General features: G+C 43.8%; 14 protein-coding genes and 2 tRNA genes. 10 read left to right on the top strand and 6 right to left on the bottom strand.

Annotated elements, in window-relative coordinates:
* Position 1: 1 nt before the first annotated feature.
* Positions 2-2,464, bottom strand: a complete 2,463-nt coding sequence (locus Q0R52_RS27720; protein WP_295801538.1) for a bifunctional UDP-N-acetylmuramoyl-tripeptide:D-alanyl-D-alanine ligase/alanine racemase — start codon at positions 2,462-2,464, stop codon at positions 2-4.
* A gap of 58 nt (positions 2,465-2,522) precedes the next feature.
* Here Q0R52_RS27720 and Q0R52_RS27715 point away from each other — a divergent pair, with 58 nt between their 5' ends.
* The 7 genes from Q0R52_RS27715 to Q0R52_RS27685 all read left to right on the top strand — a co-directional run bounded on the left by Q0R52_RS27715 (position 2,523) and on the right by Q0R52_RS27685 (position 7,382).
* Positions 2,523-3,005, top strand: coding sequence for a RecX family transcriptional regulator (locus Q0R52_RS27715; RefSeq protein ID WP_295801536.1), 483 nt, complete (start codon positions 2,523-2,525; stop codon positions 3,003-3,005).
* A gap of 119 nt (positions 3,006-3,124) precedes the next feature.
* Positions 3,125-3,197: transfer RNA gene (locus Q0R52_RS27710), tRNA-Gly, on the top strand.
* 200 nt (positions 3,198-3,397) lie between these two features.
* Positions 3,398-3,482: transfer RNA gene (locus Q0R52_RS27705), tRNA-Leu, on the top strand.
* 43 nt (positions 3,483-3,525) lie between these two features.
* On the top strand, positions 3,526-3,786 hold the full coding sequence (locus Q0R52_RS27700) for a GIY-YIG nuclease family protein (protein WP_295801534.1): 261 nt from the start codon (positions 3,526-3,528) through the stop codon (positions 3,784-3,786).
* Positions 3,787-4,021: 235 nt separating this feature from the next.
* Positions 4,022-5,110 (top strand): hypothetical protein, encoded by a 1,089-nt coding sequence (locus Q0R52_RS27695; protein ID WP_295801532.1) that lies wholly within the window; start codon positions 4,022-4,024, stop codon positions 5,108-5,110.
* 471 nt (positions 5,111-5,581) lie between these two features.
* A complete protein-coding gene (locus Q0R52_RS27690; protein WP_295801530.1) occupies positions 5,582-6,061 on the top strand; it encodes a hypothetical protein in 480 nt (159 codons plus the stop codon).
* Positions 6,062-6,155: 94 nt separating this feature from the next.
* A complete protein-coding gene (locus Q0R52_RS27685) occupies positions 6,156-7,382 on the top strand; it encodes an MFS transporter (RefSeq protein ID WP_295801529.1) in 1,227 nt (408 codons plus the stop codon).
* 99 nt (positions 7,383-7,481) lie between these two features.
* Here the strand turns inward: Q0R52_RS27685 and Q0R52_RS27680 are convergent, their stop codons facing one another.
* From Q0R52_RS27680 to Q0R52_RS27660, 5 genes are all read right to left on the bottom strand, one after another.
* Entirely contained in the window at positions 7,482-7,862 is a 381-nt protein-coding gene (locus Q0R52_RS27680; RefSeq protein ID WP_295801527.1) for a BLUF domain-containing protein, read from the bottom strand.
* Between the two features lie 59 nt (positions 7,863-7,921).
* A complete protein-coding gene (locus Q0R52_RS27675; RefSeq protein WP_295801525.1) occupies positions 7,922-9,322 on the bottom strand; it encodes an AAA family ATPase in 1,401 nt (466 codons plus the stop codon).
* A gap of 614 nt (positions 9,323-9,936) precedes the next feature.
* Positions 9,937-10,596, bottom strand: coding sequence for a hypothetical protein (locus Q0R52_RS27670; protein WP_295801524.1), 660 nt, complete (start codon positions 10,594-10,596; stop codon positions 9,937-9,939).
* A 1-nt stretch (position 10,597) separates the two neighbouring features.
* On the bottom strand, positions 10,598-11,110 hold the full coding sequence (locus Q0R52_RS27665; protein WP_295801521.1) for a sigma-70 family RNA polymerase sigma factor: 513 nt from the start codon (positions 11,108-11,110) through the stop codon (positions 10,598-10,600).
* 171 nt (positions 11,111-11,281) lie between these two features.
* Entirely contained in the window at positions 11,282-12,058 is a 777-nt protein-coding gene (locus Q0R52_RS27660; RefSeq protein WP_295801520.1) for a DUF1080 domain-containing protein, read from the bottom strand.
* 117 nt (positions 12,059-12,175) lie between these two features.
* On the opposite strand from Q0R52_RS27660, the gene Q0R52_RS27655 reads away from it, so the two are divergent.
* The 3 genes from Q0R52_RS27655 to Q0R52_RS27645 are packed head-to-tail and all read left to right on the top strand — an operon-like array spanning position 12,176 to position 13,954.
* Entirely contained in the window at positions 12,176-12,436 is a 261-nt protein-coding gene (locus Q0R52_RS27655; protein WP_295801518.1) for a hypothetical protein, read from the top strand.
* Complete coding sequence (locus Q0R52_RS27650) at positions 12,433-13,611, top strand: metallophosphoesterase (RefSeq protein ID WP_295801516.1); 1,179 nt, start codon at positions 12,433-12,435, stop codon at positions 13,609-13,611. Before Q0R52_RS27655 ends, Q0R52_RS27650 begins: the two co-directional genes overlap by 4 nt.
* Positions 13,612-13,642: 31 nt before the next feature.
* Complete coding sequence (locus Q0R52_RS27645) at positions 13,643-13,954, top strand: hypothetical protein (RefSeq protein WP_295801515.1); 312 nt, start codon at positions 13,643-13,645, stop codon at positions 13,952-13,954.
* Positions 13,955-13,956: the final 2 nt, after the last annotated feature.

Below are 13,956 nucleotides of genomic sequence, written 5' to 3'. Positions count from 1 at the left end.
TCTACTCGTAAAAATACACCCTTTTTACCCGTTGCGATACATTTGTTAATATTTCGTAGGGGATGGTGCCAATTTGCGTGGCTAGTTCATTAATACGCTGGTCCTCGTTAAATATTATCACCTCGTCGCCTTCGCGGGCATCGATGCCGGTAACGTCGATCATGCACATATCCATAGTGATGTTGCCAACGGTGGGCACGAGTTGCCCATTTACCAGCATTTTGCCAACGCCGTTGCCAAAGGCGCGTAAATAGCCGTCGGCATAGCCAATGCGCACGGTGGCAATTTTGCCATCCTTTGGCAGGCTGCCGCTGCGGCTGTAGCTGATGGTTTCGCCGGCTTTTACTTTTTTAACCTGGGCTATGCTGGTTTTAAGGCTGGCAATGGGCTGCAGACCGGTATCAGGTGTTTCCATACCCATATCAATACCATAAAGGCCTATACCTAGCCGCACCATATCATACTGCGCGCCCGGCCAGCGTATTATGCCCGATGTATTGCTTAAATGCTTGATCACCTTATAACCCAGCGTGCTTTCAATCAGTTTAAAAGCCGATTCGAACTTTTTGATTTGGGTTTTGGTGAATTCGTCGTGCTTTTTGTCTTCGCTGGCTACCAGGTGCGAGAATATGGATTCGACCCTTACATACCGGTTTTCTTCCAGCATATCACATAACGTCTCTATATCTGCGTTTTCAAAACCCAGCCTGTGCATACCGGTATCAATTTTTAGGTGGATAGGGTAGTTGAGCACATTTTTTTCGCGGGCGTATTTTATGTAATCATCAAACAGGCCGAAACTGTAGATAACGGGCTCCAGGTTAAACTCGGTCAGCTTATCAAATGCTGAGGCTTCGGGGTTTAATATCATTATGGGCAGACTGATGCCGGTATTGCGTAGCGCAACGCCTTCATCAATATACGCGACCGCCAAATAATCAACCTTGTTGTATTGCAGTATGTTGGCCACCTCGAACGTACCGCTGCCATAGCTGAAAGCCTTAACCATGGCCATCACTTTTACGCCCGGTTTTAATTTGGACCGGTAAAAGTTAAGATTGTTCAATAAGGCATTCAGGTTAATCTCTAATATGGTTTCGTGCGCCTTTTGTACCAGGGCCCGGCTTATCCGCTCAAATTCAAAGCTTCGCGAGCCTTTTATCAGGATGGTTTCATCCTTGAAATTAAGCGCGCGCAAATGCTGTAGCATGCCCGCAGTATCGGGGTAAAAGTGTTTTTCTGCGGTATCAAAATATTCCTGGTGACCTAACAATGCCTGTCCAACACCAATGAATTTATCCACCTGCTTTATCTTTATTAAATCGGCTACCTGTTTGTATAAAACATCGGCCTGCAAACCCGACTGGTAGATATCAGACAGGATCACCGTTTTTTTACGATGCTGATTTTGCTGTGTTAAAAAATTCAGCGCAATCTCCAGCGATTGCAGGTCGGAGTTGTACGAATCATCAATAACTGAGCAATCATTAATACCGGTTTTTAGTTCCAGGCGCATGCTTACTGCGCTCAGGCGCTCTATGCGGTCGTCGGCGTCGGCAGGGGCGTAGCCCATGGCCAGCATGGTAGCCCAGCAAACGGTGGCGTTCTCAACCGAGGCTTCATCCAGGAAGGGGATAAGGCACTCAATTTCCTGGCCTTTGTACATCGCCCTTAGGTACTGGTTTTTCGAAATTACTGTTCCGCTAAAAACGTATAGATCTGCCTGCTTAAACGTGGTGCTCCAGGTAAAACAGCTTTCGGCGGGTATATTGTATTCATAGTCGAGCAATTGCTCAAAGTTGTGTATGAGCAGGCGGCAGTTTTTAAAAAGCTTTAGTTTTTCCGTTACCTTTTGGCTGCGGTCTTCAAAACCTTCGTCGTGGGCCGGGCCTATGTGGGTCAGCACGCCTATTGTTGGCTTTATGATGGCTTCCAGCTTGTCCATCTCATCAACCGTGGAGATTCCCGCCTCAAAAATGCCCAGATCGTTTTTCTCATTGATCTGCCAAACGGAAAGTGGTACGCCAATTTGTGAATTATAGCTTTTAGGGTTACGCACAATATTTTTATCGGGAGATATTAACTGGTACAACCATTCTTTCACAATGGTTTTCCCGTTACTGCCGGTTATGCCAATTACTTCCAAATTGAAACGGTTGCGGTGATAAGCGGCTAAATTTTGCAGCGCTGAGAGCACATCAGCGACCATTAAAAAATTCGCTTCGGGTGCTTTGATGTCGCTGCCCTGCCTCACCACAAAATTACGGACACCCGCTGCGTAAGCCTCGGCAATAAACTCGTGGCCGTTGCGGCGGCCGCTTAATGCAAAGAACAGTCCGGCGGTAGCGCTGCTGATGCGGCGGCTGTCGGTTAATAAAGTGCTGATGGTGTAATCTTTAACAATATCCCCATCGGCGTTTAGTATCTGCTGTATTTCAGTAATGGTGTATTGATTGCTGAGCATGGTACGAATTTGCTTATATTTCTGTAGATAGAAGAATTTTTAACGATTTTTGGTTTTAATGGATAGCCCGAAAAAAACGAAAATAACCGACCCAAAAGTTGCGCTTACCAAGGCCGAGCACTATTGCGCCTACCAGGAACGCTCGCAGCAGGAGGTGAGGGACAAGCTTTACGAGTGGGGGCTATGGCCTGATGCGGTTGAAAATATCATCAGCGAACTGATTGGCCGCAACTACTTAAACGAAGAACGCTTTGCAAAAGCCTACACCCAGGGTAAGTTTAAACAAAAGGGGTGGGGCAGGATTAAGATAAAACAGGGCCTTAAGTTTAAAAAAGTGCCCGATGTTTTGATAAAAAAAGCGCTGCTTACCATTGATGGCGACGACTATATGCGGATGCTGGAGGCCGTTTTGACCAAAAAGGCCCGGACTGTTATAGAAAGAGATAAGTTTAAACGGAACTACAAATTGCAGAATTACGCTGTAAGCCGGGGATTTGAGGCGGATTTGATTGCAGACCTTTTGAAATCCAATGACTTATAAAAAACTTTAAAAAAAATAAAAATTTTCCTTGCAGGAAATCCTTTTCTGCCTATATTTGCACTCCCGCAAACGAGGTAAGGGCTTCAGCGATTGAAGGCCGGTTAAAAGCGGAAAAAAATGCGAAAGTAGCTCAGTTGGTAGAGCACGACCTTGCCAAGGTCGGGGTCGCGAGTTCGAATCTCGTCTTTCGCTCAAATCCCTTCCAAAAGAAGGGATTTATTGTTAAAGGTTAGTATATTTACAAAGCCAATAACAAATGGACCACGCTCAGATGGTGGAACTGGTAGGCACGTCCCGATTTAAATCGGGATTCCCGTAAAACGGAGTGCCGGTTCGATTCCCGCTCTGAGTACAAGGCTGAACGAACAGCTGGTGCTCCATGAATACTACCTGCTCAGATGGTGGAACTGGTAGACACGCAGGACTTAAAATCCTGTTCCCGTAAACGGAGTGCGGGTTCGATTCCCGCTCTGAGTACAAAGGCCCCGATTTCTCGGGGCTTTTGTTATATTAGCCAATTATGTTTTATGCCTATATCTTACAATCGTCAAAAAGTGGTCGGTACTACATCGGGCACACTGAAGATATTGAAGCCAGGTTACTAAGACACAATACAGGAATGGTTAAGGCAACTAAAAATAAAGGCCCCTGGGTTTTAATGAGCTATGAGACATTCGAAACCAAAGCAGCCGCAAATTCGCGTGAACTTTATATTAAATCGATGAAGAGCCGAATATTCATTGAAAAACTGATTAGCGATTTTAAGAACGGACTAAATTAATAAACGGGTAGACACGTCCCGATTTAAATCGGGATTCCCGTAAACGGAGTGCCCCGATCGAATCGGGGCTCTGAGTACATTTAAGAATCGACATGAAGCCTGGTCCGCAAAAGCGGATAGGGCTTTGTTGTTTTTGGTGAGCACCAGCAGGAAATCCATGATCTGCATACGATAAAAAAAGCTATTTTTATAGCTAACTTAACCAACAAAACCATACGACAATATCAGATTCGGTATGTTTAACATATTTAAACCAAAAGGACAATCTAATGTAACAAGCGTGCATGTTGTTAGCGAAACGAATGGCCAATATGAGATTTCAGAGGGTATATCCAAACGCGATCTTGAAAAACTAAGCAATAATCTAAAGACCCGATCGATCCAGTTTTCGAACCCACTATCTAAAAATGATATAGCTCTTTTAGAAACCACGGTGTTTTGCAAAAGACCTGATATATTATTGAGAGTATTTGGACACTATGGTAAGGTTTGTGATCTGACCTTTATTGGACAAATTCCATCATTAAGAAGATTTTCGGCTGACTGCTTAATGGATGCAAAAGAAATTGAAAGCGTAACTACCTTGAAAAACCTTGATGAACTTGGAGTAGGTATTTTTAATTTAGACAATTTTGACTTTTTAAAAAATATTGATCCTAATCTCAAAGCCCTTTCTCTTCATCAAACCAGGTCGAGTAAACCCAATATTGAGACAATTGGAAGATTTTCAAATTTGGAGTCCCTGCACTTAGAAGGGCAACAGAAAGGCATTGAAGCAATTAAACATCTGCATAAACTTAAGGAGATAACTCTCCGTTCGATTTCGACTAACAATGTAGATTATTTAGCTGGACTTAAGGATTTATGGTCTGTAGATATTAAGTTAGGGGGCATTAAGAACTTTGATGGGTTAATGTCGTTACCAAATTTAAAATATTTGGAATTGTGGCAAGTGAGGGGTTTAAAAGACTTGTCATTCATTTCGAAGTTAACAACACTTCAAAATTTGTTTGTTCAATCGTTAAAACAAGTAAAAGAGCTTCCGAGCTTCGATAATTTAACTGCACTGAGAAGAGTTAGTCTCGAAAATCTGAAGGGATTAATAGATATCTCAACATTGAAAACGGCTCCCGCGCTTAACGAGTTTTTATATGTATTGGCTGAAAATCAAGAGCCAGAGAACCTAATTCCAGTTTTGGAAAACCCATCGGTAAAAAGTGTTTTTTGTAGATTTGGCACTACTAAAAAAAATGACAGTTTTGATGCATTAGCTTTGGCTCATAACAAAACGGAGTATAAGTACAATAAATTCCATTATGAGTAGTTTTAATGTGCTTGTTTGGCTGTCGGTGGTCACCCGCCTGTTCGGGCATTTTGCCTGGACATAGATAAGTTTAAACGTCCCGCTTAAATTTCTGGCATTCAATCAACATGCTTGAACGGGCGGGATGGTAGACGCGCTGATTTTCAAACGCCTGTAGGAAACTGCGCTGAAGTTAGTTCTCACTTCGTTTTTTTCGTATTCATCTGTTAATTTGATAAATAATATTGGCCGCAAACCGAATTAACGCTTCTTCCCCTCTTGTCGGCGGCCTCTTACGGGGCGCAAAGTGTTTTTATTTGTCAATCAGATATTCGATACCAATAATTCTTGTTTGATCTACTTTTTGTGTAATACGTCGATTTTCTTATGTGAAAACAACTTAATTCATGATTTTTATTTAAAGAAATATCAAAAATTAATATTTATAAAATGTGGTTTACAAAGTTTGCAATAGTAACCGGATTAACAATAATGAATCTCGGTCATGCACACCCCCAATATTATTCGCTTAAGATCGATAAATTTAATTCGGCCAAATTATTTGCCAGAGCAGAAGCAGTTAAGATTTTAGGGACTGCTGCACATCTGACCGATAGCGTTAGTAAAAAGGAAGCGTCGTCGTTTACTTATTTATGCGGTTACCAGGCGGATATGGCAGATCCTAAAACCGGCAAAATTGGCGCGGTCTATTTTTTTTTCGAGGAATACCAGATTATTGACGGTGCCATTAAACGATTTTCAGATGTTTATCTTTCCAACAGAACGCACGGAATGGTGAAGATTGATAACTTCGGCGATGAAGCCGTATACCACACCGGCAATCAAAATTTTGACCTGGTGATGGTGCGAAAAGGAAAATATGTCTTCAATATTAAAATCAATACGAGAACAAGTTCAAGCTCTCTCAGCGAACTAAAGAAGATTGTAAAAGAGATTACCGAGAAAATTTAGATTAAAGTTACCTAACCGGGCTCAAACAACGCCCTTTTTCTTTATTACTTCCAGCAAACAATCCGCATTTGGGCTATTGCTAACTTTGCGGCAAATGCTTACAACATCTGCCATAACAACACCACAAGTCAAAAATCAACGGGTTTCAACCATACTGGCGTTCGCTTTGTTGCCCCTGTCGGGGTTCGCTACAGACATTTATATTCCTTCGTTACCAAATATGGGCGCCGATATGCACATCAGCAGTATACAGGTGCAATTAACCCTCACGCTGTTCCTCATCAGCTATGGCACCTCGCAATTGTTCCTGGGCAGTGTTTTAGACTCCTACGGGCGATACAAGTTTAGTACGGGCGCGATCATGGTGTTTATTTTGGCAAGCATAATCATTGCCGTTACCCGTAATATCTATGTAATTTACGCCATGCGAATAGTCCACGGTATTACAGTGGCTATGATAGTTATAGCCAAGCGGGCCTATTTTGTGGATGTATACGAAGGGGCGCAGCTAAAACATTACCTCAGCATGTTTACCATTATTTGGTCTGCCGGGCCAATAGTGGCCCCATTCCTGGGAGGCTATTTCCAACATACCCTCGGCTGGCAATCAAATTTTTATTTCCTGGCGGCACTGGCATCAGTTATAGCTGTGCTGGAACTTTTATACAGCGGCGAAACTATTCGGCATCGCACAGCATTCCAGCTAAAAAAAATAGCTGCCATATACGTCGAAATGATCAAAGCAACTACGTTCAGCCTCGGTATCCTGATGTTAACTTTTGCTTATTCGATGGTGATCATGTATAACATGACCGGTCCGTTTATTATTGAGCATCACTTTAAATTTACACCGGTTGTTGCGGGTTATTGCTCGCTTATTTTGGGCCTGGCGTGGATGGCCGGCGGCTTTATTGGTAAAGCATTGATCAACCGGCCGTTTTTTGGTAAGCTGTTTATCAATATTTTAGTGCAGCTTATAGTGGTAGTGTTAATGATCGTAACTGCAAAATTTGTGAACAATGTTTATGTGCTGCTATTTTTTGCTTTTGTGATACATGTGGGCGCCGGTTTTACTTACAATAATTATTTTACATACTGTTTAAGCCGGTTCCCTAAAAATGCGGGTATGTCAGGCGGGTTTACAGGTGGCATGGTGTATGTGCTTCTTTCGCTGCTTACTTACCTTGTGGTAGCGGGCATTCCGGCTAAAGATCAACTTAACTTGAGCTATAGCTACCTGGTGTTTATATTATTGTCGGTTGTAATAATGCTGGTATTAGTTGGGTTGAGAAGAAAGCAGGGACGGGCAATTGCGGACTAAAGGATTTAGGCCGGCTAATCCGGGCGGTTCAATCGCTTAAATTACTGGCATCAAGCGAGACACTTGTATTACTGGCGGGAGCCGTGGGCAGTCAGCTTTTTAGTTATCGTATAGAATATCTAATAATTTCGATAGATTGTCATCTAACAGGTGGAACGTATTTGAATAATCTGTTAAAGTATAATTGTCCTTGTCAAATCCCATTGCCCAATCCGAAAAAACCCGCACGCCTGTCTTTCCTTCCTTTAAAGTAACTACTTGCTCGTGCCTGGTATCCTTAACAATGTTTTGGTAAAGTGTTATTATAGCTTCTTCGGGTCCCTCTATCAGTTGTACATAGCTGTCGGCCAAACAAACCAACATCCCGGTTACCTGGTGGTTGTTATTCTCTGCCCGGGCAGTAGCCAGGAGCTGACCGAGTTCGGCATCATTTAATATTCTCGTGGGTACGCTTGAATAAATGAGATAGTACAGGCTCATGACTATTGAAATAAAGAACTGTAAGTTACTATTATAGCAGTTAATATTAATAATCTGGCTCACTTTTTTCTCCATCCTTCTTTCCGGATAGAATTTTCCAGCGCATTCATTCTTAATATTTGTTCCAGCAGTTCCGGCGTGAGCGCCATATCAATTACTGATGTTTTGATACCCCAGGTGGGTTTGGGTATTAGTCCGGGAAGTGCTTTTTGGTTATTGAGCATCGCATGGTTGGTTATTGGCGTGGGCTGGATAAGCTGCGGGGTTGGGTGTTCTGTGTCAGGCCTTTCTTCATATTTAATTCCCGGCTCCGAATACCGTATATCTTGTGCGGCTGTGTGCTCCTCGTCAGGCCTTTCTTCGTAAGTAATTCCCGGCTCCGAATACCCCTCCCTACCCTCCCCGGGGAGGGAATCGCACATGGCCGCTTCTTTTACATGCGGACGGTTTTCTTGGTCATTGGTCATTGCGTCATTGGTCATTAGTGCATCTGCATATCCTTCCCCATCTGAACGTTCTAAACCCCGGCGCAGCAGCAAGTTAACCGTGGCAAGGCCTATGCCCAGCAGTTTGCTGATATCGCGCTGGCTGTGGCCGTTGGCGGAGAGGGTGGCTATTTTATTGGCCAATTGCCGGCGGTTGGCGGCCGTGTAGGTGAGCAGGTGTTGGCGTTCGGGGCTGTAGCCTTCGAAGGTGAAGTGCAGGAACGTGCCGGGTTTCTGGATGCGGCAAAGGGCTACATTATCGTAGCCGTAGCGCTGGCGGGTGTTGCGCTGCTTGATTTGTTTGAGGTAGCAAAGATCATTGTCGGCAGTGCTTTTGCCGATTGCGAAGGCGCTGTCGGCAAAGTTGATGAGCAGCTTGCTGCCGTGCAGGTCGTCGGCGCTGATGGGTTGGGTGGCGTTCCGCCGCTTGGGGGTATGCGCCAGTACGAGGATGGACAGGTTGTGCTCGGTTTTTAGCGCTTTGAGGCTTTTCATGAGCGAAAGCGCCACCGCCGAATTTTCGGTGCCGCCGCGCAGGCAGGTGATGTTATCGATAATGAGCACGGTGGCCTTAGCCTGGTTTACTTTATATTCGATGGCCGCGATAAGCAGTTCGTTTTCGTTGACGTTGGGCGGCGGGTCGGGTATGAAGTTGTATTGTGCGCGGAAAAAATTATCCGAAAATTGGTAGTCCTCCTGGCCTCGGCTGTACCGCAGTCCGAACTGGGTTTTACTCAACTCGAAATCGATGTAGAGCACACGGGCGGGTGGCGCCTGGCAGGTGAAAGGTGCAATGCTTTGTCCGCGTGCAATGCTTTCGCCGATCTGTACCGACAGTATCGATTTACCGATGTTGGTGTCGGCAAACAGCATACAGAGTTCGCCTTGGTGCCAAAGTTCGCCGAACAGCATTTTGGCTTCGGGTTCGCGCCGGGCCAGTTCCAGCCAGCGGTTACCGTTTTCGATGGTAAACATGCGGCGAACGTCTTCGGGGGAGGGTCGCGCGTGTTCGGGACGGGTATTTCTTCTGGCAGGGCGGTAAGGTAGTCCGCGGCTTTCGGCGCGCAATTGTTCGATAATGGGCGGGCGTTCGGATAGTGGGTTGGGTTGCATGGTGATAATGATTACAACAAATTTAGGTGGTTGTTGTGGTTAAAGTGCTGACAGTGTTTTGTCAGTAGGGACAAATTCAGTATTAAAGTGAAGTGTGAATTTTTTAGGGCGAGACGAAAGAGTTGAATTTAAATAGGTTGATTATCAGATGTTTACTAATTTGCTAAAAGTTAATATTCTGATAGTAAGCGTGTTTAAGCGTGTTTAAGCGCGTTCGGGGTGTTCCGCGTGCGAAAAAATGGAACGATTTGCAGGCGTGTTGCCGACTGGCAGGTATTCCCATTAAAGGCCCGCATCCAGTATAAGCCTGCTAAAAGTGTGTAAGGAATTCCCCGATATTTGTTTAATCGCTTAATAATCAATACATTAAATATTGATAAAAATTGAAGTGATTGATAATCAGCGTGTTTCATAGCGTTCGGGGTGTTCCGCGTGTAAAAATGGAACGCTTTGGAACGCTTAAGTGAAATTATAAGTTATGCAACATCAAGCTCCTTATCCATTTTAAAGTCTTCAATCTCGTTCATAAACTCCATTGCTTTAATTAACTTTTTGCCGCCAAAACCTTCTATAAAGGCTTTTACCCATTTTATGTGGATATTTCTGTAAGTGAGTTTTTTGTACAGGTACACTGATAAGCCGATAAAAATCGCGACTACAGTAAGGTTGATCGTCCAAAAAGTACTGCCGCCATGGTCAACCAGTTGCTGGCTGTACCAAAAAGTGCACCAAAATGGTGTCTGCAATATCATTATCCTGCCCGAATTACTTAAGGACGACTGGATGGTTGCCAGCTTTTGCTGGGCATGGGTAATGTTATCGGCGACATCAACCTGGTCGAGCAGGGCAAGATGCCTGATATAGGTAGCCACCGCGAAAATATTGAACAATGCAATAATGCCCATCGAGCCGGCGAAATAAATACTGCGGTGGCCGATTATCGTCCAGAATACTAAAAATAATACCCAAAGTATGCCAAACACAACCCCGGCCACCTGGTTGCGGCGGAATGAACTGATGTTGGTTTCTGCCTTTTGGGCCTGCAGTTCATTCATTATTTTCTGATTAAGCTGCAGCGATTTTTCAAGCTTTAAATCGTATGTATGCCATAGTTGTTTTATATCCAGTTCTTCCATTTTATTTAATGTTAATTTTTGAAAACCTTTGTTTTAATTGTTCTTTTACCCTGTTTATTTTGGTACGAATGTTTGTTTCGCTTAGCCCTAATATTTCTGCCATTTCTTTACCGCTTCTTTCTTCAAGGTATAGCAGCATCAGTGCCCGGTCGAGCTCTTTCAATTCGCAGATGAATTGGTGTAAAAGGCTTAGCTCATATTCTTTATCGCTTTTGTCGTTCTCATCGGCAAATGCAATAATGCTGTCGGGCATAGGGCTTATCAGCTCTTTTTTTCTTTTTTCTTGCCGATAGGAAGCGATCGCCACGTTCAACGCGACCCGGTACATCCAGGTAGAAAATTTGCTTTTTTCGTCATAGCTGGCGAAGGAACGCCACAATTGCAGGATGATTTCCTGCATCAGGTCTTTTTTATCATACTCGTCCTTTTTAAACGAATTGGCAATTTTGTAAATGATGCCCTTGTGTTGCTCAATTATTGATAGAAATTGTTCGTTTTGCTTAGGCGTGCCCATTTGTTTGCATATGCTTTTACTAATTTAATTGTTAATTACAGGTAATTAGTAGCACGGGGGAAAAGAATGTCACAAAGGGGTTGAATATTTATTTAAAATGTAAAAAGCCCGGCAGTCTGGGCCAGGCTTTTTATGTCATCTGAAGATACAGTGTTTTGTTTCTATGAGGAATTATTCTTCCCTTATCCAAATGTTCCTGTAGCTGATAGGGACGCTTTTATCACCATGTGCCTGCAACCGTAACGGCGCCGCGCCATGTTTAACATATACATGCTTTTTATCTGTCGAGGTACCACCGCGTATCTCCGTGTTATTCTGCACCATTACGCCGTTAAAAAACACGGTAACATGTCCGGGGGCCTTTACCGAGCCATCATCATTAAACTCCGGTGCAGAATAGGCTATGTCGTAAACATTCCATTCGCCGGCCTTTTTTGCGGGATTAACCAGCGGGATTGCTTCCCGATAAACGCTGCCGGCCATGCCGTTTGTGTAGGTTTTGTTTTCGTTGTTATAATTATCCAAGACCTGTATTTCGTATTTGCCGGACAAAAACACGCCGCTGTTGCCGCGCGCCTGCCCTTCGCCGGCTATGTCGGCAGGAATACGCCACTCAATGTGCAACTGGTAGCTGTTAAATTGCCTTTTCGTTTCAATATCGCCCGCCTTTTTGTTCACGGTAACTATACCGTCTGCAACGTTCCATTTTGCAGGCGATTTATCCTCAGACATCCATTCATCCAGGTTTTTGCCATCAAACAACACAATCGCATCTGATGGTGCGTTACTGAATGTTTTGCCAGGAACTACCGTATTGGGGATTGGGGTAAATACTTCGGCGTTATCAGGGTTAGCCGATGGTATATTAGCTTGTTTGATGGTTGTTTGCGCGTAAGTAATAACTGTAGCACATACAAGTGCCGCGGTTAAAAATAATTGGTTTTTCATAGGGACAACTTTTAATTGTTACAATGGGCAATATAACTATTATTGTTTTCCTGAATCACAGGCAACAAAAATGTTATAAGATGTGAGCCGATTTGTCCCGACCGGTTTTTACTTATTATGTATAACATTTATTTATTTGCAGCCGAATTGGCAAACCATAAAAAAGCTTGCAGCGAAATTGAAAATCCTTACTGGGGAGCTAATAACATTGCCTGGCCGGTTGCAATCTTGGCATTTATGAACGGCGCGACGAAAGGCCACAGAAATGTCAATAAAACACCTGCCTGTTTTTATTTAAAATGTTTTTCCTTGCGGTTCGTCATGCTATTAGCAACCGTAACTAAACAATTAACGGCCAATATACTTTTGTACACATGAGAACACGACTTCCGTTTATTTTATTTGCATGGATAGCAGCCGATTTCTACTTTTTTAAAGCTGTTGAAACACTCACAAACAATCAATTTATTTTATGGGGATACTGGCTGGTTGATTTATTGCTTGCCTTAGGGTTTGCAGTTTTGATGAGCCGTGGTCGCGGTAACAGGTCGCCAGTCGATTTGATTGCCGCCCTGATGGCAGGCACACTGCTTGCTTTTGTACCTAAAATTTTGGCGATGCCGGTTTTGCTGGTGGAGGATATTACGCGGATATTCAGAAGCTCTCCACCGCGCAGTATTTGGGCAAGCGAACTTGCTGTATTTGTCGCCCTATTTGTTTTTATAAGTTTACTTTACGGCATGACCGGCGGGCGGCACCGTTATAAAGTCCACCGCGTAACCTTAAAGTTTGATGATTTGCCAAAAGAGTTTGATGGCTTCACTATAACCCAATTGTCCGATATACATGCCGGCAGTTTCAGCAGTCGAAAAGGCGTTGAAAAGGGGATTTCGTTGGTAAATAAGCAAAACAGTGATTTAATTTTATTTACCGGCGACCTGGTGAACAACAAAGCCAGCGAGATGGAACCATGGATGGATACTTTTTCTAAACTTCAAGCTCAATTTGGAAAGTATTCGGTTTTGGGAAACCACGACTATGGCGATTACACCAGTTGGGAAAGTGAGGAAACAAAAGCAGCTAACCTTGTAAGATTAAAACAAGTACATGAAGAGATCGGATTTAAGTTATTGCTGAACAATTCCGTGCAATTAAAAAAAGACGGCGCTGCTATAGCTTTAATAGGAGTGGAGAACTGGGGCAAGGGTGGCTTTCACAAATATGGCAGCTTAACCCGGGCAGCGGCAAATGTGGGCGACGATGAATTTAAGATACTGATGTCGCACGACCCCTCACATTGGGAGGCGAAAACACTGGAACACGAAAAGTATATTAACCTTGCTTTGGCCGGGCATACGCACGGCATGCAGTTTGGCATCGAGTTGTTTGGTTTTCAGTGGAGCCCGGTAAAATATATGTACCCGCAGTGGGCGGGTCTTTATGAACGCAAGGGCAAATACCTGTATGTTAACCGCGGCTTTGGCTTCCTGGGTTTTAAGGGCAGGTTGGGCATTTGGCCGGAGATAACCGTAATAACCTTGAAAAAGAAATAACACTTTGCTATCTTTCCGCAAAAAAGATAACATGAAAGTTGTTAGGGTTATGTACACAGTGCGGCCGGAATATGTCGCCGTCAACCAGGCCAATATCGCAGCTATCGTCTCGGAATTAAAACTGCTCAATCATCCCGGCATAAAGTATGGTGCATGGTTGCTACCCGATGGTAAAACATTTATGCACTTCGACCAGTTAGAAAACGAGGCTGCGCATGAGGTGCTGACCTCACTCGACTCGTTTAAAAAATTTGCTACTGAACTGGAAGCGAGTGGGATGGAGGTTGAACCAAAGCTGGAACTGCTTACGCTATCTGCGTCCACCGAAACGTATTTCGACTAACG

Origin of the sequence: Mucilaginibacter sp. (genome assembly GCF_025359345.1) — a bacterium.
Taxonomy (GTDB): Bacteria; Bacteroidota; Bacteroidia; order Sphingobacteriales; family Sphingobacteriaceae; genus Mucilaginibacter.
The sequence above is the reverse complement of the archived record's forward strand: the minus strand, read 5'-3'. Positions and strand labels throughout refer to the sequence as shown.

Coding starts and splice junctions, on each gene's coding strand:
- Q0R52_RS27720 (WP_295801538.1), bottom strand. CDS start 2,464: ATGCTCAGCAATCAATACACCATTACTGAAATACAGCAGATACTAAAC.
- Q0R52_RS27715 (WP_295801536.1), top strand. CDS start 2,523: ATGGATAGCCCGAAAAAAACGAAAATAACCGACCCAAAAGTTGCGCTT.
- Q0R52_RS27700 (WP_295801534.1), top strand. CDS start 3,526: ATGTTTTATGCCTATATCTTACAATCGTCAAAAAGTGGTCGGTACTAC.
- Q0R52_RS27695 (WP_295801532.1), top strand. CDS start 4,022: ATGTTTAACATATTTAAACCAAAAGGACAATCTAATGTAACAAGCGTG.
- Q0R52_RS27690 (WP_295801530.1), top strand. CDS start 5,582: ATGAATCTCGGTCATGCACACCCCCAATATTATTCGCTTAAGATCGAT.
- Q0R52_RS27685 (WP_295801529.1), top strand. CDS start 6,156: ATGCTTACAACATCTGCCATAACAACACCACAAGTCAAAAATCAACGG.
- Q0R52_RS27680 (WP_295801527.1), bottom strand. CDS start 7,862: ATGAGCCTGTACTATCTCATTTATTCAAGCGTACCCACGAGAATATTA.
- Q0R52_RS27675 (WP_295801525.1), bottom strand. CDS start 9,322: ATGTTTACCATCGAAAACGGTAACCGCTGGCTGGAACTGGCCCGGCGC.
- Q0R52_RS27670 (WP_295801524.1), bottom strand. CDS start 10,596: ATGGAAGAACTGGATATAAAACAACTATGGCATACATACGATTTAAAG.
- Q0R52_RS27665 (WP_295801521.1), bottom strand. CDS start 11,110: ATGGGCACGCCTAAGCAAAACGAACAATTTCTATCAATAATTGAGCAA.
- Q0R52_RS27660 (WP_295801520.1), bottom strand. CDS start 12,058: ATGAAAAACCAATTATTTTTAACCGCGGCACTTGTATGTGCTACAGTT.
- Q0R52_RS27655 (WP_295801518.1), top strand. CDS start 12,176: ATGTATAACATTTATTTATTTGCAGCCGAATTGGCAAACCATAAAAAA.
- Q0R52_RS27650 (WP_295801516.1), top strand. CDS start 12,433: ATGAGAACACGACTTCCGTTTATTTTATTTGCATGGATAGCAGCCGAT.
- Q0R52_RS27645 (WP_295801515.1), top strand. CDS start 13,643: ATGAAAGTTGTTAGGGTTATGTACACAGTGCGGCCGGAATATGTCGCC.